The following is a 25,242-nucleotide window of genomic DNA, read 5'->3' on the forward strand; positions in this document are numbered from 1 at the left end:
TCCGTCACGGACGTTGCAGGATCGCGTCGACGCGGCGGTCGAACGCACGGTTCGCGCGCAGCACGTAGCACGCGGTCAGGCCGATCGCGACCAGGATGATCGCGACGCCCGCGGCGATCCCGACCGTCGTTGTCGCGCCGCGGTACAGCGGCGCGGCGAGCACGTGCGGCGCGAGCGCGACGAGCAGGATGAAGCCGTAGTACGTGGCGATCATCAGCGCGGTCAGCGTGAAGCTGAAGCGGCGCCGCGCCCGCACGAGTTGCTGGTAGTCGCGGCGCGCCGTGACCGATTCGATGACGGAAAGCTCCATGGTGTCTCCTGTGTCGACCAGAGTTAGCGCTTCAGCGCTTACTCTGGTCCCATGCTTTGCGGTCGACCAGAGTTAGCGCTTTAGCGCTTACTCTGGTCCCATGCTTTGCGGTCGACCGGAGTTGGCGCTTCAGCGCATGCTCAGGTCCCCGCAGGGCAAGCCGGCTCGTCATGGCGAGCGATGTAGTGTGGAATGGTCGGCGCGCGTCGACTCACCGCCCGCGCCGCGGCGGAACAAGCGATCTACACGACGCGATCCGCCCGCAGCCGCGCGACGTCCTCCGCCGACATCCCGAGCCAGCCACCGAGCACCGCCGCCGTATCGGCGCCGAGCACCGGCGGCGCGCCGCGCACCGGCAGCCGCGCGCCGTCGAAGCGGTACGGCGGCGCGAGCACGTCGACGCCGCCCGCGACCGGATGCGGCTGCCGCGTGACGAGCCCGGCGCGGGTCGCGCGTTCGGACGTCAGCGCTTCGTGCAATCCGAGCACTTCGCCGCACGGAATGCCCGCATCGGCGAGCGCCGCCAGCAGCGTCGCGCGCGACCGGCGCGCGAGTTCGCGACGAATCTCGGGCAGCAGGTCGGCACGATTCTCCGAGCGGCCGAGGTTGGTCCTGTAGCGTTCGTCGGCCGCGAGATCGGGCCGCCCGATCGCGTCGCAAAAGCGTGCGAACTGCGTGTTGTTGCCGACCGTGATCACGAGCGGGCCGTCGGCCGCGTCGAACACGCCGTACGGCACGATCGACGGATGCGCGTTGCCGTAGCGCGGCGGGTCCTCGCCCATCAGCAGCGCGTCGAGCCCGTAGTACGCGGTGATCATCAGCCCGCAGTCGAACAGCGCCATCTCGATGCGCCGCCCGCGCCCGGTCGCCTGGCGCTCGTACAACGCGGCGAGGATCGCCTGCGCCGAATACATGCCGGTGAACAGGTCGACCGCCGCGACGCCGAATTTCAACGGCGGCTGGCCGGCCTCGCCATTCAGCGCCATCAGCCCTGCTTCGCCTTGGACGACGAGGTCGTAGCCGGGCCGCGCGGCCTCCGGGCCCGAGCGGTCGTAGCCGGAAATCGCGCAATGCACGAGGCGCGGATTCAGTTCGGCCAGCGCGTCGTAGCCGAGCCCGAGCTTCTCCGCGCCGCCGCACTTGAAGTTGTGGAGCACCACGTCGGCCTGCGCGGCCAGCTCGCGCGCGATGCGCTGGCCGGCTTCCGTCTGCAGGTCGACGCAGATCGACCGCTTGCTGCGATTCACGCTGTTGAAATAGGTGGTCTCGGTGTCGCCGATCCGCAGCCCCCAGTCGCGCGTATCGTCGCCGCGCGCCGGATGCTCGACCTTGATCACTTCCGCGCCGAAATCGGCAAGCACCATCGCGCACCACGGGCCTGCGAGCACGCGCGAGAAATCGAGCACCTTCACGCCGGCGAGCGGCAACGCGCACGATTCGTTCGTCATCCTTGTCTCCTCCATTCGCGTCGTTCGACTTTATTGTTTCGACAGCGCGATGTAGCGCGCGAGATGGTGATCCTCGTCGCCGAGCTGGTGATCGATCATCACGAGCCGCTTCGCGTAATGCGACAGCGGCAGCTCCCACGTCATCCCGATCCCGCCGTGCAGCTGGATGCTCTCCTCGGCGACCAGCGTGCCAATCCGGCCGATGCTGTATTTCGCCGCCGCGAGCGCGCGCTCGCGCACCGCACGCGGCGCATCGAGCTGCGCGGCCGCGTTGATCACCGCCGAACGCGCCTGCTCGACTTCGAGCAGCAGGTCGGCCATCCGGTGCTGCAGCGCCTGGAAGCTGCCGAGCGGCAACCCGAACTGCTTGCGCGTGCGCAGATAGTCGAGCGTGTGCGCCTTTGCGACGTCCATCGCGCCGAGCGCTTCCGCCGACAGCGCGAGCAGCCCGTAGCCGAGCACGCGTTCGAGCAGCGCGGCGCCCGCTTCGCCGTCGTGCGCATCCGGCGCGCCGAGCGCGGCATCGGCCGGCAGCGCGACGCGCTCGAAGCGCACTTCGGCCGCGCGGCCGCCGTCGATCTTCCTGTAATCGCGCAGCGACACGCCCGGCGCATCGGCCGGCACGACGAACAGGCCGATGCCGGCCGCGTCGTCGTCGTTGCCCGACACGCGCGCACTGACGACGAAGAACGCCGCCTGCGCGGCCTGGTCGACGACGCCCTTCGCGCCCGTCAGCACCCAGCCGTCGCCCGAACGTTCGGCGCGCGTGCGCACCGTCGTCAGTTCGTAATGCGAGCCCGGTTCGTCGTGCGCGAACGCGGCGCTCGCGCTGCCGTCGATCAGCGCGGCGAGCCGGTCGCGATGCGCATCGCCGCCGGCGAGCGCGAGCGCCCGGCCTGCGAGCAGCGCGCCGAGGAACGGCTCGACGACGAGCCCGCGCCCGAGGCATTCGAACACCACGGCGATGTCGAAGCCCGCGCCGCCGAAGCCGCCGTCGGCTTCGGCGAACAGCGCGCCGACCGTGCCGAGTTCGGCGAAGCGCCGCCACATCGCGCGGTCGAAGCCTTCGGCCGACTGCGCGATGCGGTCGCGCACCGGGAACGCGTACTGTTCGGCGATGAAGCGGTTCAACGTGTCCGCCAGCATCCGGCGGTCTTCTGTGTGCTGGAAATCCATCGTCGCGTCCCTCTTACAGCCCGAGCATCATCTTCGCGATGATGTTCTTCTGGATCTCGTTCGAGCCGCCGAAGATCGACAGCTTGCGGTTGTTGAAGTACTGCTGCGCGGCGCTCGCGGCTTCGTCGAGGCCGACCGGTTCGCCGTCGTAATCGGCATCGAGCGCCTCCTCGACGAACGGCTGCGCGTACGGCCCCATCGCGCGCCGCATCAGCGCGGTGATCTCCTGGCGGATCTGCGTGCCGCGGATCTTCAGCATCGAGCTTTCCGCGCCCGGCACGCCGCCGCCCGCGACCGCGGCCAGCACGCGCAGGTTGGTCGTGCGCATGTTTTCGAGTTCGATCTCGACACGGGCGAGCCGCGCGGCGAAGAACGGATCGTCGGCAAGCGGCCGGCCGTTCTTCGTGACCTTCGCGGCCACCGCGCGCAGCCGGTCGAGCGCGGCGGTCGAGAAGCCGATTCCGGCGATGTTGGTGCGCTCGTACGTGAGCAGGTATTTCGCGTAGGTCCAGCCGCGGTTCTCTTCGCCGACCAGGTTTTCCACCGGCACGCGCACGTCGGTGAAGAACACCTCGTTCACCTCGTGCTCCCCGTCGAGCGTGATGATCGGGCGGACCTCGACGCCCGGCGTGTTCATGTCGATCAGCAGAAAGCTGATGCCTTCCTGCTTGCGTACGTCCATCGCGGTGCGCACGAGGCAGAAGATCATGTTCGCGTAGTGGCCGAGCGTGGTCCACGTCTTCTGGCCGTTCACGACGTAGTGATCGCCATCGCGCACCGCGCTCGTCTTCACCGCCGCGAGATCGGAGCCGGCGCCCGGCTCCGAATAACCCTGGCACCACCAGTCGGTACCGTCGAGAATGCGCGGCAGCCAGCGGCGCTTCTGCGCTTCGCTGCCGTACTTGATCAGCACGGGGCCGAGCATGTTCACGCCGAACGGCACGATGCGCGGCGCGCCGGCGAGCGCGCATTCGTTGTCGAACAGGAACTTCTGCGCGACGCTCCAGCCGGGGCCGCCGTATTCGCGCGGCCAGTGGCTCGCGAGCCAGCCGCGCGCGTTGAGTGTCGCATGCCATTCGCGCATGTCGTCGCGCGTCAGGTGCAGGCCGCCCTTCACCTTGCGCGCGGTGCGCTCGGGCAGTTCGGCTTGCAGGAAGCGTTGCACTTCCGTGCGGAACGCTTCCTCTTCGGGAGTGAAATCGAGGTCCATCGTGGGTCCGTTGCGAATGCGGTGGGCGTTCAGTCGATGCGGTTCAGGCTCGCGAAATCCGCGCCGCGCGCGACGAGATCGACGAGCAGCGGCGACGGCTTCCAGAACAGCGGATCGTCCTTTGCGAATGAGCGGATATCGGCGAGCACGTTCGCGAGGCCGACCGTGTCCGCGTAGTGCATCGGGCCGCCGCGATAGCGCGGGAAGCCGTAGCCGTACAGGAACACCGCATCGACGTCGAGCGGGCGCAGCGCGATCTTCTCGTGCACGACGTTCGCGCCTTCGTTGATCATCGCGGCGAGATAGCGGCGCAGGATGTCTTCATCGGTGAACGTGCGCGGCGTGACGCCCTTCTTCGCGCGTTCTTCCGCGACGATCGCGTCGACTTCCGGATCGGGCGTGCCGACGCGCGCGCCGTCCGGATACAGGTAGTAGCCGCGGCCGGTCTTCTGCCCGAACCAGCCGCGCTCGCACAGCCGGTCGGAAATCTCCACGTAGCGCGCGTTCGGATCGCGCGTCGCCGCGCGGCGCTTGCGGGTCGCCCAGCCGATGTCGCCGCCCGCGAGATCGACCACCTGGAACGGGCCCATCGGGAAGCCGAACTCGCGCACCGCGCGATCGATCTGGTACGGCGACGCGCCGTCTTCCATCAGGTAGTCGGCAGCCGTCCGATAGACGGCGAGGATCCGGTTGCCGATGAAGCCGTCGCACACGCCCGCGCGCACCGGCGTCTTCTTCAGTTGCTTCGCCAGTGCGAACGCGGTCGCGACGACGTCCGGGCTCGCGCGCTTCGGCACGACGATCTCAAGCAGCTTCATCACGTTGGCCGGCGAGAAGAAATGCAGGCCGATCACGTCGGCCGGCCGGTCGATGCTCGCGGCAAGTGCGTCGATGTCGAGATACGACGTATTGGTCGCGAGCACCGCGCCCGGCTTGCACACGCGGGCGAGTTCGGCGAACACCGCCTGCTTCACGGCCATGTCCTCGAACACGGCTTCGATCACGACGTCGGCCTGCGCGAGCGCGTCGTACGACGTGCTGCCCTTGAAGCGCGCGAGCCGCGCCGCGTGCGCGGCCGGCGTCATCCGCCCTTTCGCGACGAGGCCGTCGTACACCTTCTCGACGTGCGCCCGGCCGCGCGCGAGCGACGCGTCGTCGCGCTCGATCATCGTCACCGGCAACCCGGCGTCGAGCGCCGCGACCGCGATGCCCGCGCCCATCGTGCCGCCGCCGACCACGCCGATCCGCTCGACCGGCCGCGCGCTCGCGCGCCGCGCCTCGGGCGCCTTCGCCGCTTCGCGTTCCGCGAAGAACGCATGCACGAGGCCCGCGCGCTGCGGGCTGTCGAGGCACTGCAGGAACAGGCTGCGTTCGAACTTCATCCCCGCGTCGAACGACTGCGTGAGCGCGGCCTCGACCGCGTCGACGATCTTCGCCGGCGAGAAGAGGCCGCGCGACTTCTTCGGCAATTCCGCGCGCGCCGCGTCGATCGCGGCCTGCGCGGCCGCGCGATCGGCCAGGCCCTGCGCGTCGCGCGTGCGGCGTACCGGCGCGCCGAGCGACACGAGTTCCTGCGCATAGGCGAGCCCTTCGGCGAGCGTGTCGTCGCTGTGCGCGATGCGATCGACGAGGCCGAGCGCGAGCGCTTCCTCCGCGCTCGCATGGCGGCCGGTCAGCATCAGGTCGAGCGCGGCCTTCGCGCCGATCAGGCGCGGCGCGCGCTGCGTGCCGCCCGCGCCGGGCAGCAGGCCCAGCGTCACTTCGGGCAGCCCGAGCTTCGCGCCGGGCACCGCGAGCCGGTAATGCGCGGCGAGCGCGACCTCGAGGCCGCCGCCGAGCGTCGCGCCGTGCAGCGCGACCACGACCGGCTTCGCGCCCGATTCGATCCGCTCGCACACGTCGGGCAGCGACGGCGGCACGGGCGGCTTGCCGAATTCGCGGATGTCGGCGCCCGCGATGAAGTTGCGGCCGGCGCCGACGATCAGCACCGCGCGGATCGCGTCGTCGGCCTGCGCGGCGTCGATCGCGTCGGCGAGACCGCGCCGCACGTCGGCGGACAGCGCGTTGACGGGCGGATGGTCGATCATGACGACGAGCACCTTGTCGCGCCGTTCGCGCGTGACGGTGCCGGCCGTCGGGCTGGCGGGGGAAGCGGTGGAATTCATCGTGTCTCCAGTGGTGCGGTGCGCCGGGCGGCCCACACCGGTCGGGCCGGCCCGCAGCGCCGGTGCGCGAGCCGGTCCAGGCGGCGCGGGCAACGGTCCGGCATGGTTGCCGGGTATGACGCGATTCTCGATTGGTCGAGATTCATTGACAATTCCCGCAGGCCTTTACAAGCTGTCAAGTCTGACTTGACACTGAATGCTTTCGGACCGTTCCCGACCGTTTCGGAGCGGGAAACGGGACGGATCAGGAGACACTCCGCATGGACCTGAACGCGCTGACGCTGCTCGTCGAGATCCTCGACGCCGGCAATCTCAGCAAGGCCGCGCAGCGGCTCAAGATGAGCCGGGCGAACGTCAGCTACCGGTTGAACCAGCTCGAACGCTCGATCGGGCAGCAGCTCGTGCGGCGCACGACGCGGCGCATGGAGCCGACCGAGATCGGGCTGAAGCTGTACGAGCACGGCCGGCGCATCCGCAACGAACTGCTCGCCGCGCAGGAATCGGTGACGACGCTCGGCCAGGACCTGCAGGGCCGCGTGCGGCTGTCGGTGCCGAGCGGCTACGGGCAGATGGTGATGTCCGACTGGCTGCTCGCGTTCAAGCGGCTGCATCCGGGCATCGTGCTCGACGTGGTGTTCGAGAATCGCGTGGAAGACCTGATGCGCGACGAAGTCGACATCGCGATCCGCGTGATGTCCGAGCCGCCGCAGAACCTCGTCGCGCGCGACATGGGCGCGGTGCGCTACATCGCATGCGCGTCGCCCGCGTTCGCGGCCGCGCACGGGATGCCCGCGAGCCTCGGCGCGCTGGCCGCCGCGCCGGTCGTCACCGCGACGGTGCTGGGCCGGCAGTTGCGGATCGCCGCGTATCTCGGCGACGAGCGCCACGAGGTGCTGCTCGAACCGACGCTGATTTCGGAGAACTTCCTGTTCCTGCGCCAGGCGATCCTCGCGGGGATCGGCGTCGGCATCGTGCCCGACTACGTGATGCAGGACGACCTGCGGCACGGCGCCGTCGTCACGTCGCTCGATGCGTACCGGCTGAGCATCTTCGGCACCCACATGTACATGCTCTACATGCCGAACCGCCACCACACGCGCGCGACGTCGACGTTCATAGAGTTCATCCTCGAACAGGCCGGAAAGACCGGCCGGGGCGGGCCCGGCGGGATGCGTCAGGGTTTCCTGTCGGATGACAAGCCGCCGGGCGCACGGCGACAATAGCGCGCCGGGGCGGGCAACGCCGTTGCGCCCGCGCCGACGTCAACATCGACGCCGCCGTCTCCTTCGAATTCACTGCTGCCGAGGGTTCAATGTTCGACCGGATTCGTCCGCATTCGCGTCCCTGGACGCTGCTCGCCGCCGTCGCGCTCGTCGCGTTCAACGCCGGCTGCACGTCCCCGTCCGCGCCGTCGGGCGCCGTCGTCCCGGTCGCCGCCGCATCGGGCGCGGCCGTCCCGCTGCCCGGCGTTCACGCGCCCGAACTGTCGTCGGGGTGGGCCGACAAGCCGGGCTGGACCTCGCAGCACTTCATGATCGCGGCCGCGAACCCGCTCGCGACGCAGGCCGGCTACGACATGCTGAAGGCGGGCGGCACCGCGATCGACGCGGCCATCGCGACGCAGATGGTGCTCGCGCTCGTCGAGCCGCAATCGTCGGGCATCGGCGGCGGCGCGTTCATGCTGTACTTCGACGGCAAGACGACGCAGGCGTACGACGGCCGCGAAACCGCGCCGGCCGCCGCGACCGAGCGCCTCTTCTACGGGCCGACCGGCCAGCCGATGGGCTTCTACGAAGGCGTCGTCGGCGGGCGCTCGGTCGGCACGCCGGGCGTGCTGCGCATGCTCGACGCCGCGCACCGCGCGCACGGCAAGCTGCCGTGGCGCCGGCTGTTCCAGCCGGCCATCCGGCTCGCCGAGCGCGGCTTCACGATCAGCCCGCGCCTGGCGATGCTGATCGCGAACGACAAGTACCTGAACAACGACCCGGCCGCCCGCGCGTACTTCTACAACGCCGACGGCACGCCGAAAACCGCCGGCACGGTGCTGAAGAACCCGGCGCTCGCGACCGTGCTGCGCCAGGTCGCCGACCGCGGCGCGAACGCGTTCTACAGCGGCGCGATCGCGCGCGACATCGTCGCGAAGGTGCGCAAGCATCCGACCAACCCGGGGCTGCTGTCGCTGCAGGATCTCGCGCGCTACCAGCCGAAGGTGCGCGCGCCGCTGTGCGCCGACTACCGGCGCTCGGTCGTGTGCGGGATGCCGCCGCCGTCGTCCGGCGGCCTCGCGATCGCGCAGATGCTCGGCATGCTCGAGGCGATGCCCGACTGGCAGCAGATCGGCGCGCAGAAGCCGGTGCGCAACGCGGTCGGCTACGAGCCGACGCCGTTCGCCGCCCACCTGTTCAGCGAAGCCGGACGTCTCGCGTATGCGGACCGCGCACGCTACGTGGCCGATCCCGATTTCGTGCCGCTGCCCGGCGGCAACTGGGCGAGCCTCACCGACAAGACCTATCTCGCGCAGCGCGCGCGGCTGATCGGCGACACCAGCATGGGCGTCGCGCAGGCCGGCACGCCGCAAGGCGCGACGCTCGCGCTGGCCGACGACCGCAGCCCCGAATTGCCGTCGACGTCCGACATCGCGATCGTCGACCGCTACGGGCAGGCGCTGTCGATGACGACCAGCGTCGAGGATGCGTTCGGCTCGCGGCTGATGGTGCGCGGCTTCATGCTGAACAACCAGCTCACCGATTTCTCGTTCGCGTCGACCGACAACGGCCGACCGGTCGCGAACCGCGTGCAGCCCGGCAAGCGCCCGCGCTCGGCGATGTCGCCGGAACTCGTGTTCGACAAGAAGACGAAGCAGGTGACGATGATCGTCGGTTCGGCCGGCGGCCCCGCGATCATCAATCACGTCGCGAAGACGCTGGTCGGCGTGCTCGACTGGGGGATGACGATGCAGCAGGCGATCGCGCTGCCGAATTTCGGGTCGATGAACGGGCCGACGCAGCTCGAACGCGGCCGCGTATCGGACGCGCTCGCCGACGGGCTGAAGGGCCGCGGGCACGACGTGCAGGTCGTCGAGATGAACTCGGGGCTGCAGGGAATCCAGCGGCTGAACGTGCAGGGGCAGACGGTGTGGTTCGGCGGGGCCGATCCGCGGCGGGAAGGCGTGGCGATGGGGGATTGAGCGCGGCAGGCATGGGCGGCGCGTACGTGCTCGTCGCCCGTGCCGTCAGCATGACGTCAGCCGCGCCCCTTCCACGGCACCACCCGCCGCTCGACCCAGCGCATCGCCAGATCGAACAGCCACGCGATCGCGCCGATGAGCAGGATGCCCATCACGACGATGTCGGTGCGCAGGAAGCTCGATGCGTTGAGCACCATCTGCCCGAGCCCGGCTGTCGCGGCGACCATCTCGGCCGCGACGAGCGTCGTCCAGCCGAAGCCGATCGCGATCCGCAGCCCGGTGAGGATTTCCGGCAGCGCGGCCGGCAGCACCACGTGGCGCACGATCTGCGCGAAGCTGCCGCCGAGCGAATACGCGGCGTTGATCTGCTCGACCGTCGCCGCACGCACGCCGGCGCGCGCGGCCATCGCGATCGGCGCGAAGCACGCGAGGAAGATCACGACGAGCTTCGCCGTCTCGTCGATGCCGAACCAGATCACGACGAGCGGCAGATACGCGAGCGGCGGCAGCGGCCGATAGAACTCCAGCAGCGGATCGAGCACGCCGCGTGCGATGCGGCTCACGCCCATCAGGATGCCGGCCGGCACGCCGATCGCGGTCGCGAGCGCGAACGCACCGAACACGCGGGCAGCGCTCCACAACAGATGATCGGACAACGGCAGGCCGCCCTGGATGCGGCCGTGCCACGCATCGACGAACGCGGTCCACACCGCTTCCGGCGCGGGCAGGAACAATGGCGGCAGCCACTGCAGATGCGTCGCGACCCACCACAGCACGGCCAGCGCCGCGACCGTCGCCGCGCTGAGCCCGGCCGTCCTCCCCTGCCCCGGCAACCGGTAGCGATGCGAGGCGCGCGCCGGACGCGGTACGTCGCGCCGCTGCGTATCGCGTCCGTCCGGCCCGAAGCCCGCGGCCGCTCGATCGGCCGCCCAAGAATCCTGCGTGCTCATGTCGTCCTGCCTGTGCAATGTGCTGATGCGGCCGCGCCCGACGGACGCGCCCTGCCGCGCGAACTCGTGCATCACGCCGGCTCCGCGACCGCCTCGTCGCGATGCAGATACGCGATCAGCCGCTCGCGCCACGCGATGAAATCCGGCGACGATTTCACCGCGCGCGCGTCGCGCGATTCGACGTAGCGGCGCGCGAACGGCAGCTCGAAGGTTTCGGCAATGCGGCCGGGGCCCGGCGTCATCACGACGAGACGCGTCGCGAGGAACAACGCCTCCTCGACGTCGTGCGTGATGAAGAACACCGTCTTGCCGGTGCGCGCCCACACGTCGAGCACGAGCGCCTGCATCGTGCCGCGCGTCATCGCGTCGAGCGCACCCATCGGCTCGTCCATCAGCAGCACGCGCGGGTCGCTCGCGAGCGCGCGCGCGATGCCGACGCGCTGCTGCATCCCGCCGGAGAGTTCATACACGCGCGCATGCGCATGGCGCTCGAGGCCGACGAGCGCGAGCATCTCTTTCGCACGCGCTTCGCGTTCGGCTTTCGACACGCGCGCGAAGCGCAGCCCGAGCGCGACGTTATCGAGCACGTCGAGCCACGGCAGCAACGCGTATTTCTGGAACACGACGCCGCGATCGGCGCCGGGGCCCGTGACCGGCACGCCGTCGACGCACACGTCGCCGGTCGTCGGCGCGACGAAGCCGGCCATGCAGTTCAGCAGCGTCGTCTTCCCGCACCCGGACGCACCGAGCGCGACGACGAATTCACCGGACTCGATGCGCAGGTCGACGCGCGCGAGCGCCTGCGTCGTCGGCCTGCCGCGCTCGCCCGGATAGGCGACCGATACCTGACGGACTTCCAGCGTGCTCATGATCGAAGGGCTCCGCGACGAAAGGGCTAACCGGCCGCGCTCAGCGCGCGGCCTTCTGCACGAACTGCGGATCGACGCCGGCCGAATAGTCGGCGAGCACCGTCTGGATCGTGCCTTGCGACTTGAGGAATGCAGCCGTGGCCGCGAGCGACTTCGCGGCGCCCGATTGCGCGCCGCCGCCGAGCCACGTCGGCGATGCCTGTTCGGCCGCCGTCGGGAATGCATAGAGCGCGAGGCTGGCCGGCACGTCCTGCGCGTTCGCGCCGGACACCTTCGCGACCGCCGCGACCTGCGGCGAGCCGACCTTCCACGCGGCAGCGTGCGCGCGGTAGTCGGCGTCCGCCGCCGCGAGCACCTTCACGAAGCGCGTGACGAACTCGGGGTTCTCGCGCGCGAACTTGCGGCTCACGACGAAGCCGTCGAAGGTCGACTTGCCGCTTTCCTTCGCAACCTGGCCCGACGTCGTGAGCACGGTGCCCGACTGCTTGACCTTCGCGAGCACCGGATCCCAGATGTAGGTCGCGTCGATGTCGCCGCGCGCCCACGCAGCCGCGACTTCGGGCGGACGCAGGTTGACGATCTTCACGTCGTTCGGATTGACGCCCGCTGCCTGCAGCGCGACGAGCGTATGGAAGTGCGACGTCGACACGAACGGCACGCCGATCTTCTTGCCCTTCAGCCCGGCGACGTTCGTGACGCCCGAGCCGTTGCGCGCGACGAGCGCCTCGGCGTCGTTGATGTTGTCGAGCACCCAGAACAGCGAGATGTCGAGCCCCTGCGACAGCCCGGCCGCGATCGGGCTCGAGCCGGCTTCGCCGAGCTGCACGGAGCCCGACGCGAGCGCGCGGATCACGTCGGCGCCGCTGTCGAGCTTGCGGAAGGTGACCTTGTAGCCGGTCGCCTTTTCGACTTCACCGCTCGCCTGCGCGTAGCGCCACGGCACGACCATGTCCTGGTACGCGATCACGACTTCGCGCGATTCGGCGTGCGCCGCGCCCAGCGCGGCAAAGGCGGTCAGCGCGACGACGGCGCGGCGGATGAAGCTGAAACGGGACATGCGGCTCTCCTTCGGAATGCGGGCATTGCTGCGGGAGAGCCGACTTTACGGGCTTTGCGCGCGGCGGGAGCGAACTTATCCTGCGAAGCTATCGATGCCGTTTCAGCTTTGCTTTTCATGCTCGACCGGATTGCGCGTCCGGTCGGGTGACGATTGGCGTGCGCATGCGCGGATCATCGCCGCGCCAACGAAAAAGCCCGCATCGCTGCGGGCTTTTTTCGACTGCTCGAGACTGCTGCAGATGCAGGCGAGCGCGAGCGCTCAGACCACCCCCGCCCCATGCGCCTGCAGATCGGCGTGATAGCTCGAGCGCACCATCGCGCCGACGGCCGCGTGCGTGAAGCCCATCTTGTACGCCTCTTCCTCGTACATCTTGAACGTATCCGGATGCACGTAAGCGCGCACCGGCAGGTGGTGCTCCGACGGCTGCAGGTACTGGCCGATCGTCAGCATGTCGACGTCGTGCGCGCGCAGGTCGCGCATCACCTGCAGGATTTCCTCTTCGGTCTCGCCGAGGCCGACCATCAGGCCCGACTTCGTCGCGACGTCCGGATGCAGCGCCTTGAAGTCCTTCAGCAGCTTCAGCGAGTGCGCGTAGTCCGAACCCGGGCGCGCTTCCTTGTACAGGCGCGGCACCGTTTCGAGGTTGTGGTTCATCACGTCGGGCGGCGCGGCGTTCAGGATCGAGATCGCGCGGTCGAGACGGCCGCGGAAGTCCGGCGTCAGGATCTCGATGCGCGTGTCCGGCGACTGTGCACGCGTTTCGCGGATGCACTCGACGAAGTGGGCGGCGCCGCCGTCGCGCAGGTCGTCGCGATCCACGCTCGTGATCACCACGTACTTGAGCTTGAGCGCGGCGATCGTGCGCGCGAGGTTCTTCGGCTCATCCGCGTCGAGCGGATCGGGACGGCCGTGGCCGACGTCGCAGAACGGGCAGCGGCGCGTGCACTTGTCGCCCATGATCATGAACGTCGCGGTGCCCTTGCCGAAGCATTCGCCGATGTTCGGGCAGCTCGCTTCCTCGCACACGGTATGCAGGTTGTGCTCGCGCAGGATCGTCTTGATCTCGTTGAAACGCGAGCTGCCGGTGGCCGCCTTCACGCGGATCCACTCCGGCTTCTTCAGCTTTTCGATCGGAATGACCTTGATCGGGATGCGCGCCGTCTTCGCCTGCGCCTTCTGCTTGGCGGTCGGATCGTAGGCAGGGGTCGCGGCCGTATCGGCCGGTGCGGGAGAAGCGGTAACGTCAGTCATTCGATTGTTCCAGTGCGTGCGGCTTGTCGGCGGCCGCGGATGCGCCGTCGAGGTTGGCGATCAGACGGCTCACCAGCGTGTGGGCGACGTCGTTCCAGTCGGCGGCAACCCCGAGGCTCGCCATGTCGACGGTTTCCAGTCCGGCATAGCCGCACGGGTTGATCGCGAGAAACGGGCGCAGATCCATCTTCACGTTCAGGCTCAGCCCGTGATAGCTGCAGCCGTTACGGATCTTCAGGCCGAGGGCCGCGATTTTCGCGCCCTCGTGCACGCCGGATGCCACGTAGATCCCGGGCGCGCCCGCCTTGCGGACCGAAGCGAGATTATACGCCGCGAGGGTTTCGATCACGGCCTCCTCGATCTTCGTCACGAGCGTGCGCACCATCAGCTTGCGCCGGCGCAGGTCCAGCAGCAGGTAGACGACGATCTGGCCGGGGCCGTGGTAAGTGATCTGTCCGCCGCGGTCGACCTTCACGAGCGGCACGCCGCTGTCGGCCACCAGCAGGTGCGCGGGGTCGCCGGCCTGGCCGAGCGTGTAGACGGGCGGATGCTCGACCACCCAGAGCTCGTCGCCGGTGTCGGCCGTGCGCGTGTCGGTGAACGCGCGCATCGCGTCGAAGCTTGCCTCGTACGCCTCGCGGCCCCGCCACCGCACGGTAACCGGCTGGGCCGGCTGAGCCGGGAGTCCGGCGGGCGATGCGGAAACGGCGACAGGCGTGGACACGATGGAAACCGGCGAAACGGACATGGGCGGTAGTTTACCGAAAACCCGTGGGTCTCGCCGGCCTTAGGACGGGGACGGATCGCCGGTATCCGTCGGATGAAACGATGGTCAGACGGTGCGCCAGCCGTCGTGCAGCAGCGCGTTGACGCGTTCGCGCAGCCGGGACAGCCCGCCGAGCGCGACTTCCCGCGGCGGCCGCGACACCGAGAACGCGACGCGTGCGCCCTCGCGGCCTTCCGCGCTGAGCCACAGCCGCTCGCCGCGGCGCAGCTTCAGCGTCTCGCCGTCGGCCAGGAAGTAGTCGTCGACGTCGTTGCTGCGCGTCGCCCAGACCGGCCCGCACTGGACGACCAGCCGCGTGCTGCGCTGCACCTTCATCGGCACGGTCTCGCCCGGGGGAATTTCGAAGGTGATGCTTGAAGAGATTTCTTGCATGATCGACTCCGCCAATAAGTGCTTCGATGACTACAATCCTAGTCACTTGAAGGTGTCCGACCAAACGACCAATTTTCACGTCGATGTGAGGAAAATTAGCAAATGGACCTCCGCCAGCTGCCGGCGCTGAACGCGATTCGCGCGTTCGAAGCCGCCGCCCGCCACGAGAACTTCTCGCGCGCCGCCGACGAGCTGTTCGTCACGCACGGCGCGGTCAGCCACCAGGTGCGCGCGCTCGAGGAAGAGCTCGGCGTGCAGCTGTTCACGCGCAACGGCAAGCGGCTGTGCCTGACCGACGCCGGCATGCGCTACGCACAGCAGATCCGCACCGCGCTGATGGTGATCGCCGACGCGACGCGCGACGTGCGCGCGAGCGACCGCGACCGGCGGCTGGTCGTGTCGATGCTGTCGTCGTTCGCCGCGCGCTTCATCACGCCGCGCATCGGCACGTTCATCGAGCGGCATCCGGAAATCGACGTCGAGCTGCAGTCGACCAACTCGCTCACCGATTTCGCGCGCGACGACGTCGATCTCGCGATCCGCTTCGGCTTCGGCAGCTATCCGGGGCTGCACGTGGAGCCGCTGTTCGAGGAGGTGTTCTTTCCGGCGTGCGCGCCGACGCTGAACGGCGGCAAGCTGCCGCAGACGCCCGCCGATCTCGCGCACTACCCGCTGCTGCGTTCGGACGACGAGCTATGGCGGCCGTGGTTCGACGCGGCCGGGCTCGACACGCTGACCGAGCCGAAACGGGGGATTCTGTACCAGGATTCGTCGAACCTGCTGCTGGCCGCGATCGAGGGCCAGGGCATCGCGCTGGTGCGCCGCTCGCTCGCGGTGCACGACCTGCTCGACGGGCGCATCGTGCGCCTGTTCGACATCGACGGGCCGAGCCCGTGGCACTATTTTTTCGTGTGTCCGCCGCCGCTCTTGAACACGCCGCGCGTGCAGGCGTTCCGCACCTGGCTGTTCGAGGAAGTCGCCGAATACAAGCGGCTGTGCGACGAGCTGGACGCGCGGCGCGCGGCGGGGAAATGCCCCGCCGAGTGCGCGCGGGAAGGAGGATGGAAAGGGATCAGCGGCCGTTTGCGCTGACCCCGGACGCCGGAACGGGCGTTAAAGGACGACCTTGACCATCGGATGGCCGGTCAGTGCGCGATAGATGTTGTCGAGCTGTTCCTGGCTCGTCGCGCGCACGGTGATCGTGAGGCCCGTGTAATTGCCGCCGCTCGATGCACGCTCCTCGATCTTCTCGACGTCGATCTCGTTGTCGTGAACGGCGACGACCTTGAAGATCGTGTCCTTGAATTCGGGGTGCGCCTTGCCCATGATCTTGATCGGGAAATCGCACGGAAACTCCAGCAGCGACTCCTTCCGGGTCTCGATCGCGCCGGTCACCTCGACGGTTTTGGTCGGTTCGCTCATCATTTTCTCCGGGTTAGGTCAAACTGTTCAAACTCGCGTGCCTTCGCACGCTGGTACGCGTCGTAGAGCGCCGCGAACACAGGGCCCGGCTTGCCGCCCTGCACGGGCAGATCGTCGAGCGACGTAACGGGCAGGATTTCCTTGGTGGCCGACGTCAGCATGATCTCGTCGGCCGTACGCAGCTCGACCTCGCTGATCTCGCGCGCGACGAACCGGATCCCGCATTCTTCGGCCAGCTGCTCGACCAGCGCGTAGCGGATCCCTTCGAGGATCTTGTTGCTGCGCGGCGGCGCGAACAGTTCGCCGTTCTTCACGATCCACACGTTCGACGACGAGCCTTCGGTCACGTTGTCGTCGCGCAGTTGGATCGTCTCAAACGCGTCGCGTTCGGCCGCATGCTGCGCCATCAACACGTTGCCGAGCAGCGAGATCGACTTGATGTCGCAATGCAGCCAGCGGCGATCCTCGGCCGTCACGCAGCGCACGCCCTTCGCGCGCTCCGCTTCGGACGGCAGGCGCAGCGGGGTCGTCATCGCGAACACCGTCGGCACCGCGTTCGCCGGGAACGCGTGACCGCGCTTCGCGACGCCGCGCGTCACCTGCAGGTAGACGAGCGCGTTGCCGTCGGCGAGGCCTTCCGCGTTCGCCGCGACGACCCGCTCGATCAGCGCGCGCCAGCCGGCCGCATCGTGCGGGTCGTCGATGCCGATCTTCTTCAGGCTGCGCGCGAGCCGGTCGAGATGCTGTTCGATCCGGAACGGCACGTGCGCGCCGTCGTGCGCATACACGGGGACGACTTCATACACGCCGTCGCCGAAGATGAACCCGCGGTCGAGCACCGGCACACGGGCTTCGGACAGCGGCACCAGTTCCTCCTGCGCCGAGACGCTGAGGTAGACGATCGGTTCGAATTCGGCTTGGCTCATAGCTTTGACAGATGGGGATGAAGTCGTGAAAACAAAGGCCCGTCGTGCTTACTTTTTCTTGCTGAACATCAGCAGGATCGAGTCCCAGATACGTCCGAAGATACCCGCTTCCGGCACCGCCTGCAGCGCGACGACCGGGAATTCGGACAGCGTCTTGCCGTCGGCGACGATCTTCACGGTGCCGACCTGCTGGCCTTGCGCGAGCGGCGCGATCAGCGGCGCGTTGACGTCGACCTCGGTCTTGACCTTGTCGCCGAGGCCGCGCGGCACGGTCGCCCACTGGTCGCCCTTCACGCCGACCTGCACGGTGTTGTCCTTGCCCTTGTAGACGCGCGGCGTCGAGATCGCCTGGCCGCCCTTGAACAGGCGCACCGAATCGAACGCGCTGTAGCCGTAGTTCAGCATCTTCATGCTGTCCTGCGTACGGTCGCTTTCCTTCTGCTCGCCCATCATCACCGACACGAGGCGGCGCTGGCCGTCGACGCCCGGGATCGCGCGCTTCGCCGACGCGATCAGGCAGTAGCCGGCCGCCTGCGTGTGGCCCGTCTTCAGGCCGTCGACCGTCGGGTCGAGCCACAACAGACGGTTGCGGTTCCCCTGGCGGATGTTGTTGTACTTGAATTCCTTCTCCGAGAAGATGCCGTAGTACTGCGGAAAATCGCGGATCAGGTGGGCCGACAGCTTCGCGAGATCGCCGGCCGTCGTGTAGTGGTTCGGGTCGGGCATGCCGTTCACGTCGGCGAAGTGCGTGCCCTTCATGCCGAGGCGCGCCGCCTCGTCGTTCATCAGCGTGACGAACTGCCCTTCGCTGCCGCCGACCAGTTCGGCCAGCGCGATCGCGGCGTCGTTGCCCGACTGGATGATCATCCCGTACACGAGGTCGTGCACGGACACCGGCTTGTTCGCCTCGATGAACATGCGCGACTCGTCGCGGCCGACGCGGCGCACGGCTTCGCTCGGCGTGACGATCTGCTCCATCGAGATCTTCTTCTTGTCGAGTGCCTCGAACACGAGGTAGGCCGTCATCAGCTTCGTCAGCGACGCCGGCTCGACGCGTTCGTCCGCATTGCCCGATGCGAGCACCGTGTTGCTCGTCGCGTCGACGAGCACCCACGAGCGCGCGTTCACGCCCGGCGGCGGCACCGCGCCCGGCATGTAGGTCGCGGGCGCGCCGGTGAACTGCTCGGCGGCCGGCGCCGCATGCGCGGCCTTGGCCTTGGCGGCCGGCTTCGCCTCGGCGACGACGATCGTCGATGCGAGCGCGACGGGCAGCATCACGCCGAGCGCGACGTTGCGCGCGGCGGTGCTGAAGGCGATGGAGGAAGCGAGGGACTTGAGGCCTTGGGAAGACAGACGCATGATCGATTCAGGCTGATGGCAGAAAGTGCGGTGCGAAACGCGCAGGGTTGAACGGCAAGGCGGCGGGCGTGTCGGGCATTCGCCCGACACCGTCGGGCGACGCGAAACGCGCCGGTTGGACTCGTGCGGGCGCGTTCGGTTCGCGGCCGTCGCGAGCGGGCGGACAGGCGGCGAAACGAGCGCCGCATGGGCCCAGCCGGGCCGCGGGCAACGCGAAATGCGGCCATTATACGTGGCCGCGAACGGCGTTTTCGCGAACCGGGCAGCGGACGTCCGCAACCCCGTTGCGGGAGCATGGCACGGGAATGCGGCGAGCATGCGTGCTCGAAGCCGCGCGAAAGGTGTGCGCAGGCGGCGTGCAAGCCGGGTTGCGCCGCCGTGCGGCACGCGGCGCGCCGCGTGGGGCGGCGCGATGTCGCATGAAGCTTCGGGAAGGGTCGCGCATCGTCCGGCCGGCGCCGGTGCGCGACACGGCCGCCGGCGCTTACGCCGGCGGCCGCATGCGGACTAGCGCCACGCGTCGACGATGATGCGCTTCAGCACGTGCAGCTTGCGATGGAGGAAATGCTCGGCGCCGGGGATCACGACGACCGGCAGCTCCTGCGGCCGCGCCCAGTCGTACACCGACGCGATCGGCACCGTATCGTCGGTTTCGCCGTGGATCACGAGCGTGTTCTCGGGCACGTCGGCCACCTGCCAGCGGCTCGCGGCCGTGCCGACGAACACCATCCGCTCGATCGCTTCGCCCGCGTCGCGCAGGCGCTTCGCGACGTGCGACAGCACGAAGGTGCCGAACGAGAAGCCCGCGAGCACGAGCGGCAGGTCCGCATACGCGGGCTGCGCGCGCATGTGCGCGAGCACCGCGAGCAGGTCGTCCGCCTCGCCCGTGCCATTGTCGTGCACGCCTTCGGTCGCGCCGACGCCACGGAAGTTCGACCGGTAGACGACGTAGTTCAGTTGCACGAGCGTGCGCGCGAGCGTCTGCGCGACCTTGTTGTCCATCGTGCCGCCGAACAGCGGGTGCGGATGCGCGACGAGCGCGATGCCGCGCGGCGCGGCGCCACCTTCGCGCACGGCGTCGGGCAGGTCGACCGCGATTTCGATCTGGCCGATCGGGCCCGCGATCAGCGATTTCTGCGTATGAACGTTCATTCGGCCGGCCCGCTCAGATCTTCAGGCGGTCGACGACCTTGCCGTCGCGCAGGTGCGACTCGACGATCTCGTCGATGTCGGCCTGGTCGACGTACGTGTACCACGTGCCTTCCGGATACACGACCATCACCGGCCCTTCCTCGCAGCGATCGAGGCAGCCGGCCTTGTTGATGCGCACCTTGCCGGGCCCCGCGAGACCGAGCTCCTTCACGCGCTTTTTCGCGTATTCCTGCATGGTCTGCGCATTGCATTGCGCGCAGCTCGGGCGCTCGGCGCCCGGTTCGCGCTGGTTCAGGCAGAAGAAGACGTGGTGCTGGTAGTAGGAATCCATGATGGTGACGAGCGGCCCGGCGCGAGGCCGTGCGGAAAGAGCGGCGATGAATTGCCGTTGCGCGGGGCGGCAACGGAGGATGCGGACGATTATAGCGAGCGGCGCACGCGGCTGCCCGCGGCACGGCCGCCGCCGCACGGCCCGGGCTGCCGCGTCAGCGGCGCAGCGCGGCCGGCAGCCACGCGTGCTCGACGCGCTGGCCGAGCCAGATCAGCGCCGCGTAGGGCCAGATCCACGCGAGCCAGCGCGCGATGCTGTTGAAGTGCACGTAGCGGCCCTGCCGCCAGCCCGACAGCGTGAAGTCGAAGAACGGGTTGACCGGCAGCAGGTTCACGAGCGCGACGCCGGCCAGCAGCGCGAGCGCCGCGAGCATCGCGCGCCACGTCGCCGGCACGCGCAAGGCGACGAGCGCCGCCGCGAAACCGAGCTCGATGCCGAGCCTCGCGCCGGGCGTCGCCCATACGACGACGAGGCCGGTGGTCGACTGCATGTACGTCGCGGCCGCCTTCAGCACCAGCGTGGCGACCACCAGCGCGATCAACAGCCGGATGCGCGGCGCGCGCGGGCGCATCGCGAGCGACGCGATCGTCAACGCGGCGAACAGCATCAGCCCGCCCAGCACGGCCTCCCACGCGGAATCGGACAGCCAGCCGTCGACCCGCTCGGGCCATTCGCTGACGCGCCACGCGGCCGGCAGCCACGCGAGCAACGCGTCCTGCATCGACGCGTCGGCGCGCTCCCACAGCGCGGCCGGCCAGTCGCCGATACCGAACAGGAACGGCGACGGAAACACGATCGCGAACGGCCACAGCGCGGCCAGCAGCAGCGGCGTCGAACCGTCGGCCTCCAGCCACGCGAAGCGCAGCCGGCGCAGCGCGCCGCGGTCGAGCAGCGCGCCGGTGGCCGGCGCGGCAAGCGCCGCGCCCAGTAGCGCGCCGAGCGCGTTGGCGCCGAGGTCGAGATTCGACGCGACACGCGTCGGCAGGTAGGTCTGCAGCGCTTCCATCGTGCCCGACAGCAGCACGCCGAGCCCGCCGGCGATCAGCGTCGCGGCCACGCCGCGCCAGCGCGGGTGCAGCGCCAGCACGCCGAGCGCGCCGAACGGCAGGTAGCCGAGCACGTTCGTGGCCACGTCGAACGCGGTCACGTAGCGCTGCATCGGCGCGAACAGGTAATCGAACGGACCGATGCCGAGCGACAGCCAGCCTTCGAACGGATACAGCGACGCATAGACGATCAGCGCCGCGTAAGCGGCAAACGCCTGCCGCGCGAGCGGTGACGCGCGATGCGTGCCCGGCACGTTCATCGCGGATGCAAGCGCGGATGCACGTCGGCCGTCACGGCGTGCCCGCGTACGCCTGCACGCCGACCCACGCGGCGATCTGCGACACGAGTTCGTCGCTGGCCGCCGCGAGCGCACGCGCGCCGCCGGCCGCGTCGGGCGTGCTCGACGGCGCGCGCGCGACGAACGTGCGCTGGCCAAGCACCTTGCCGTCCTGCATCAGCGTCGCGCGCGCGGTCACCGCGCCGTGGCTTTGCGACTGGCCGTCGAAGACCTGCTCGAATTCGCTCAGGTCGACCTTGAGCGTCGGCGCGCGCACGCCGTCGGCGCCTTCGAGCACCGTCCCGCGCGACGACAGCGCGCCGCGCAGCCGCTGCGTGAGCAGTTGCGCGGGCGGCGCGGTCCAGCGGCTGTCGCGATAGACGGCCACGTGCTGCGCATCGGCGTACGCGAGCCGGTACGCGAACTTGTCCGAGTCGAGCGCATCCGGCGCGGCGACGTCGAGCACCTTCAGCGCGGGGCCCGACCCGGTGGTCGCCACCGACGACGCGGGCCCGAGGTCGTAGCGGATGTTCGACAACACCGCGTCGTTGCCGGCGCAGCCGGCCGCCAGTGCGAGCGTCAGTACGGCAAGTGCGCCCGCGGCCGGGCGCAGCGCGCGGTCAAGAATTCGTGGCATGGCGTATTCCTGCATGAGGTTTCCGGTTTCGATAGGCGTCAGTGCGCGGCCGTCGCACCCGGCCAGACGAAGCCCGCTTCGCCCGGCCCCGGCGCCGCGCCGGGCGAGCCGAACAACAGACTGCGCGGATTGCGGCCGAGTTCACCGGCAACGTCCTTCAATTGCCGGGATGCATCGCCGACGCTATCGGCCAGCGCGTTGAAGCGCGGCAGCGTGTCGTACTGCACGCGCGCGTTGAGGCCGTTCAGCGCGACGCCGACCTGCTCGGCGGCCGTGCCGGCCTTGTTCAGGTTCGACACGAGCGGCCCGTTCGGCTGCAGCAGCGTGTTCGCCGACGCCATCGCGCGGTTCACCTCGTGCATCGTTTCCGGCAGCGCGGTGACGGCCGGGCCGAGCTGCTTCGTCAGCGTCGCGGCGCCGTCGGCCGCGTGCTGCAGGCTTTCGGCGGTCGCGCGCAACTGCTCGCGCATCTCGGGCGACATCAGCGCGTTCGCGCTCTTCGCGGCCAGTTCGAGTTGCCGCAGCAGCACGTCGCCGCGCTCCTGGATCTGGTCGAACAGGCTCGGCCGCATCGGGATCTGCGCGATCGCCTTCGGCGACGACGGCAGCGGCGACAGATCGCGCCCCGTATCCTCGAGCTGCACGAACGCGATGCCGGTCACGCCCTGGAAGCCGAGGCTGCCGTAGGTCGACTGCGTGATCGGCGCGTCGTGATCGACGAGAATGCGGATCCGGATCTGGCCCGGATGCGTGCGATCGAAGCCGATCGACTGCACCTTGCCGACGTCGAGGCCGCGAAAGCGCACGGCCGCGTCCGGGAACAGCCCGGTCACGTTGGTGCGCGCGAGCAGGTCGTACGGCACGCGCACGGTGCGGTCGACGTTGAACCAGAACACGGTGCCCGCGATCGCGAGCGTCAGCGCGATCGTGAACAGGCCGGCCCAGAACGCATGTGATTTGTTTTCCATTCGCGGGTTCCTTGCTTCTACAGCTCGACGCTCGACAGCGCCGGTTCGAGGGCCGCCTTCGGCAGCTTCGCGCGCCGCTCGGGCGGCAGCGCCTGCAATGCGCGGCGCCCGCGCAGCCCCAGGAAATATTCGTGGATGAACGGATGGTCGACGTTCGCGGCCTCCTCGACAGGCGCCGCGACCAGCACCTTGCGGTCGGCCAGCACCGCGACGCGCGTCGACAGCGCGACCATCGTGTCGAGGTCGTGCGTCACCATCACGACGGTCAGACCGAGCGTGCGGTGCAGCGTCGCGATCAGCTCGACGAATTCGTCGGACGCCTGCGGATCGAGGCCGGCCGTCGGCTCGTCGAGGAACAGCAGCTCGGGCTCGAGCGCGATCGCGCGCGCGATGCCAACCCGCTTCACCATCCCGCCCGACAGCGCGGCCGGCATCTTCGACGCGTGCTTGCACGGCAGCCCGACCATCTCGAGTTTCAGCATCACGATGTCGTGCAGCAGGTCCGGCGGCACGCGGCCGAGCTCGCGCAGCGGCTGCGCGACGTTGTCGAACACCGTCATCGACGAGAACAGCGCGCCCTGCTGGAACAGCATTCCCGAACGCGTGCGCATCATCCGCGCGCTCGCGTCGTCGATCGTCGCCGTATCCTCCCCGAACACCTTGATCGTGCCCGACGTCGGCCGTTCGAGGCCGAGGATCTGGCGCACGAGCGTCGTCTTCCCGGAGCCCGACCCGCCGACGATCGACACGATCTCGCCGCGCCGCACGTCGAAGTCGAGCTTCTGGTGAACGATGTTGCGCCCGTAGCGCTTGGTCAGGTTGCGCACCTCGATCACGAGGTCGCCGGCATCGGCGGCCGCGTCCGGCCGGGCGCCGAGCGACCCGGCGCCGATCGCCGCGGCATGCGCGGTCGTTTCGTTCGATGCGCTCATCCGAGCCCCACGTTCTGGAACAGGATCGCGAACACCGCGTCGGCGAGGATCACGACCGTGATCGACGACACGACCGACGTGGTCGTGCCTTCGCCGAGGCTCTGCGAGTTCGCCTTGATCCGGAAGCCGAAATGGCACGCGACCAGCGCGATCAGCATGCCGAACACGACGCCCTTGCCGACGCCGATGTACAGGTTCGCGATCGGCACGACGCCCGGCAGCGAGCGCACGAAATAGTTGATGTCGATGCCGAGCACCAGCTTCGCGGCGAGCGCGCCGCCCGTCAGCGCGATGATGTTGGTCCACATCACGAGCAGCGGCATCGCGACGCCGAGCGCGAGCACGCGCGGCAGGATCAGCCGCAGCCCGTGCGGGATGCCCATCACGCGCATCGCGTCGAGCTCCTCGGTCACGCGCATCACGCCGATCTGCGCGGTAATCGCCGAGCCCGAGCGGCCCGCGACCAGGATCGCCGACAGTACGGGGCCGAGCTCGCGGATCACCGACAGCCCGAGGATGTTCACGATATAGCGGTTCGCGCCGAACATCTGCAACTGCTGCGCGGACAGGTAGCTGAGCACGATGCCGATCAGGAACGCGACGAGCGCGGTGATCGGCAGCGCCTGCGCGCCGGCGCTGTAGATGTTCGCCGAGGTTTCCTTCCACGGCATCGTCCGCGGGCGGCGCAACACCGACAGCGCATCGAGGATCACGAGGCCGAACATCGCGATGCCGCCCTGCAGGTGTTCGCCGAACGCGAAGATCGCCTGGCCGAGCCGCGTGACGGGATCGAACCGCACGATGCGCTCGGGCGCCTCGCGCTGGCTGTCGAGCCGTTCGATGCGCTCGAAGATCGTGCGCTGCGTGGCGCTCAGCGCGACGCCGGCCGGCAGCTTGCGGCCCCACACGCGCCACAGCGCCTGGCCGCCGACGTGGTCGAGCCGCTCGATGCCGGACAGATCCCACTCGCTCACGCGCCCGGCGGCGATCGTCGCGATGCGGCGCGCCACGGCGCCGCGGTTGCGCGCGAGCGACAGCGCGGTCCACTGGCCGGTCAGGCGCACCGTCTGGCCCTGGCCGCCGGCGTCGACCGACAGGCCGGGAGGAGTCTCGAAGTCCAAGGGCGGGTTGTTTGCAAAAGGATGACAGCGGCCATTGTAGCGAACCGTCCGGCGCCGCGACGTGAGGATTACGGTGCGGACGGCGAGCTCGGGCGCGCAGCCGCGGCACCGGGCCGGGTGGGCCGGCCGGGACCGGCCCGAAACCGCCGCGGGCCTCGGCCAGCGGCCGGCGTCGCGACCTTTCATTGTTCCGTCACGTTTCCTTTCGATACTCTCACGCGCCGCACCTCAGGCCGTCGGCGCCCCGCGCCGCCATTCGTGCGTACCTCGCGTTTCATAAAACAG

General features: G+C 69.3%; 24 protein-coding genes. 3 read left to right on the forward strand and 21 right to left on the reverse strand.

Features of this window, described 5'->3' with window-relative positions:
* Positions 1-4: 4 nt before the first annotated feature.
* The 5 genes from CFB81_RS14820 to CFB81_RS14840 form a co-directional block, all read right to left on the reverse strand.
* The gene (locus CFB81_RS14820; protein WP_069620222.1) at positions 5-310 is read right to left on the reverse strand and encodes a DUF485 domain-containing protein; all 306 of its coding nucleotides are present in this window, start codon (positions 308-310) and stop codon (positions 5-7) included.
* Positions 311-552: 242 nt separating this feature from the next.
* A complete protein-coding gene (locus tag CFB81_RS14825; RefSeq protein WP_069620221.1) occupies positions 553-1,758 on the reverse strand; it encodes a CaiB/BaiF CoA-transferase family protein in 1,206 nt (401 codons plus the stop codon).
* 30 nt (positions 1,759-1,788) lie between these two features.
* Positions 1,789-2,934, reverse strand: a complete 1,146-nt coding sequence (locus CFB81_RS14830) for an acyl-CoA dehydrogenase family protein (protein ID WP_089435679.1) — start codon at positions 2,932-2,934, stop codon at positions 1,789-1,791.
* 13 nt (positions 2,935-2,947) lie between these two features.
* Complete coding sequence (locus CFB81_RS14835; RefSeq protein WP_089435680.1) at positions 2,948-4,144, reverse strand: acyl-CoA dehydrogenase family protein; 1,197 nt, start codon at positions 4,142-4,144, stop codon at positions 2,948-2,950.
* Between the two features lie 29 nt (positions 4,145-4,173).
* Positions 4,174-6,309, reverse strand: coding sequence for a 3-hydroxyacyl-CoA dehydrogenase NAD-binding domain-containing protein (locus tag CFB81_RS14840; RefSeq protein WP_089435681.1), 2,136 nt, complete (start codon positions 6,307-6,309; stop codon positions 4,174-4,176).
* Between the two features lie 260 nt (positions 6,310-6,569).
* Here CFB81_RS14840 and CFB81_RS14845 point away from each other — a divergent pair, with 260 nt between their 5' ends.
* Together CFB81_RS14845 and ggt are read left to right on the forward strand one after the other, a co-directional pair.
* Entirely contained in the window at positions 6,570-7,532 is a 963-nt protein-coding gene (locus CFB81_RS14845; protein WP_069620217.1) for a LysR family transcriptional regulator, read from the forward strand.
* Positions 7,533-7,621: 89 nt separating this feature from the next.
* Positions 7,622-9,496 (forward strand): gamma-glutamyltransferase, encoded by a 1,875-nt coding sequence (gene ggt, locus CFB81_RS14850; protein WP_089435682.1) that lies wholly within the window; start codon positions 7,622-7,624, stop codon positions 9,494-9,496.
* A gap of 56 nt (positions 9,497-9,552) precedes the next feature.
* Here the strand turns inward: ggt and CFB81_RS14855 are convergent, their stop codons facing one another.
* From CFB81_RS14855 to CFB81_RS14880, 6 genes are all read right to left on the reverse strand, one after another.
* Positions 9,553-10,518: an ABC transporter permease subunit gene (locus tag CFB81_RS14855; protein WP_069620215.1), complete on the reverse strand. Its 966-nt coding sequence runs from the start codon at positions 10,516-10,518 to the stop codon at positions 9,553-9,555.
* Positions 10,518-11,315, reverse strand: a complete 798-nt coding sequence (locus CFB81_RS14860; RefSeq protein ID WP_089435683.1) for a taurine ABC transporter ATP-binding protein — start codon at positions 11,313-11,315, stop codon at positions 10,518-10,520. The genes CFB81_RS14855 and CFB81_RS14860 overlap by 1 nt, the downstream gene beginning before the upstream one ends.
* A 40-nt stretch (positions 11,316-11,355) precedes the next feature.
* The gene (gene tauA / locus CFB81_RS14865; RefSeq protein WP_089435684.1) at positions 11,356-12,372 is read right to left on the reverse strand and encodes a taurine ABC transporter substrate-binding protein; all 1,017 of its coding nucleotides are present in this window, start codon (positions 12,370-12,372) and stop codon (positions 11,356-11,358) included.
* A gap of 261 nt (positions 12,373-12,633) precedes the next feature.
* Positions 12,634-13,626: a lipoyl synthase gene (gene lipA, locus CFB81_RS14870; protein ID WP_006477693.1), complete on the reverse strand. Its 993-nt coding sequence runs from the start codon at positions 13,624-13,626 to the stop codon at positions 12,634-12,636.
* Positions 13,619-14,374 (reverse strand): lipoyl(octanoyl) transferase LipB, encoded by a 756-nt coding sequence (gene lipB / locus CFB81_RS14875; RefSeq protein WP_089435685.1) that lies wholly within the window; start codon positions 14,372-14,374, stop codon positions 13,619-13,621. Before lipB ends, lipA begins: the two co-directional genes overlap by 8 nt.
* A gap of 84 nt (positions 14,375-14,458) precedes the next feature.
* Complete coding sequence (locus CFB81_RS14880; protein WP_089435853.1) at positions 14,459-14,785, reverse strand: DUF2917 domain-containing protein; 327 nt, start codon at positions 14,783-14,785, stop codon at positions 14,459-14,461.
* A 102-nt stretch (positions 14,786-14,887) separates the two neighbouring features.
* Between CFB81_RS14880 and CFB81_RS14885 the strand changes: the two genes are divergently transcribed.
* Positions 14,888-15,877 (forward strand): transcriptional regulator GcvA, encoded by a 990-nt coding sequence (locus CFB81_RS14885; protein WP_069620211.1) that lies wholly within the window; start codon positions 14,888-14,890, stop codon positions 15,875-15,877.
* Positions 15,878-15,898: 21 nt separating this feature from the next.
* Here CFB81_RS14885 and CFB81_RS14890 read toward each other — a convergent pair whose 3' ends face one another.
* The 10 genes from CFB81_RS14890 to CFB81_RS14935 all read right to left on the reverse strand — a co-directional run bounded on the left by CFB81_RS14890 (position 15,899) and on the right by CFB81_RS14935 (position 24,957).
* On the reverse strand, positions 15,899-16,207 hold the full coding sequence (locus tag CFB81_RS14890) for a YbeD family protein (protein WP_011546305.1): 309 nt from the start codon (positions 16,205-16,207) through the stop codon (positions 15,899-15,901).
* Positions 16,207-17,133 (reverse strand): D-amino acid aminotransferase, encoded by a 927-nt coding sequence (locus tag CFB81_RS14895; RefSeq protein WP_069620210.1) that lies wholly within the window; start codon positions 17,131-17,133, stop codon positions 16,207-16,209. Before CFB81_RS14895 ends, CFB81_RS14890 begins: the two co-directional genes overlap by 1 nt.
* A 48-nt stretch (positions 17,134-17,181) precedes the next feature.
* A complete protein-coding gene (locus CFB81_RS14900) occupies positions 17,182-18,492 on the reverse strand; it encodes a D-alanyl-D-alanine carboxypeptidase family protein (protein ID WP_069620209.1) in 1,311 nt (436 codons plus the stop codon).
* Positions 18,493-18,999: 507 nt separating this feature from the next.
* Positions 19,000-19,644: an alpha/beta hydrolase gene (locus tag CFB81_RS14905; protein WP_069620208.1), complete on the reverse strand. Its 645-nt coding sequence runs from the start codon at positions 19,642-19,644 to the stop codon at positions 19,000-19,002.
* Positions 19,645-19,657: 13 nt separating this feature from the next.
* Complete coding sequence (locus tag CFB81_RS14910) at positions 19,658-19,975, reverse strand: ferredoxin (RefSeq protein ID WP_069620207.1); 318 nt, start codon at positions 19,973-19,975, stop codon at positions 19,658-19,660.
* Positions 19,976-20,129: 154 nt separating this feature from the next.
* The gene (locus tag CFB81_RS14915) at positions 20,130-21,281 is read right to left on the reverse strand and encodes a VanZ family protein (RefSeq protein ID WP_069620206.1); all 1,152 of its coding nucleotides are present in this window, start codon (positions 21,279-21,281) and stop codon (positions 20,130-20,132) included.
* 31 nt (positions 21,282-21,312) lie between these two features.
* Positions 21,313-21,936: an ABC-type transport auxiliary lipoprotein family protein gene (locus tag CFB81_RS14920; protein ID WP_089435854.1), complete on the reverse strand. Its 624-nt coding sequence runs from the start codon at positions 21,934-21,936 to the stop codon at positions 21,313-21,315.
* 38 nt (positions 21,937-21,974) lie between these two features.
* Positions 21,975-22,904, reverse strand: coding sequence for an MlaD family protein (locus CFB81_RS14925; RefSeq protein WP_069620205.1), 930 nt, complete (start codon positions 22,902-22,904; stop codon positions 21,975-21,977).
* Between the two features lie 17 nt (positions 22,905-22,921).
* Entirely contained in the window at positions 22,922-23,836 is a 915-nt protein-coding gene (locus CFB81_RS14930) for an ABC transporter ATP-binding protein (RefSeq protein ID WP_069620204.1), read from the reverse strand.
* Entirely contained in the window at positions 23,833-24,957 is a 1,125-nt protein-coding gene (locus CFB81_RS14935) for an ABC transporter permease (RefSeq protein WP_069620203.1), read from the reverse strand. The genes CFB81_RS14930 and CFB81_RS14935 overlap by 4 nt, the downstream gene beginning before the upstream one ends.
* Positions 24,958-25,242: the final 285 nt, after the last annotated feature.

Origin of the sequence: Burkholderia sp. AU28863, from assembly GCF_002223195.1 — a bacterium.
GTDB lineage: Bacteria > Pseudomonadota > Gammaproteobacteria > Burkholderiales > Burkholderiaceae > Burkholderia > Burkholderia sola.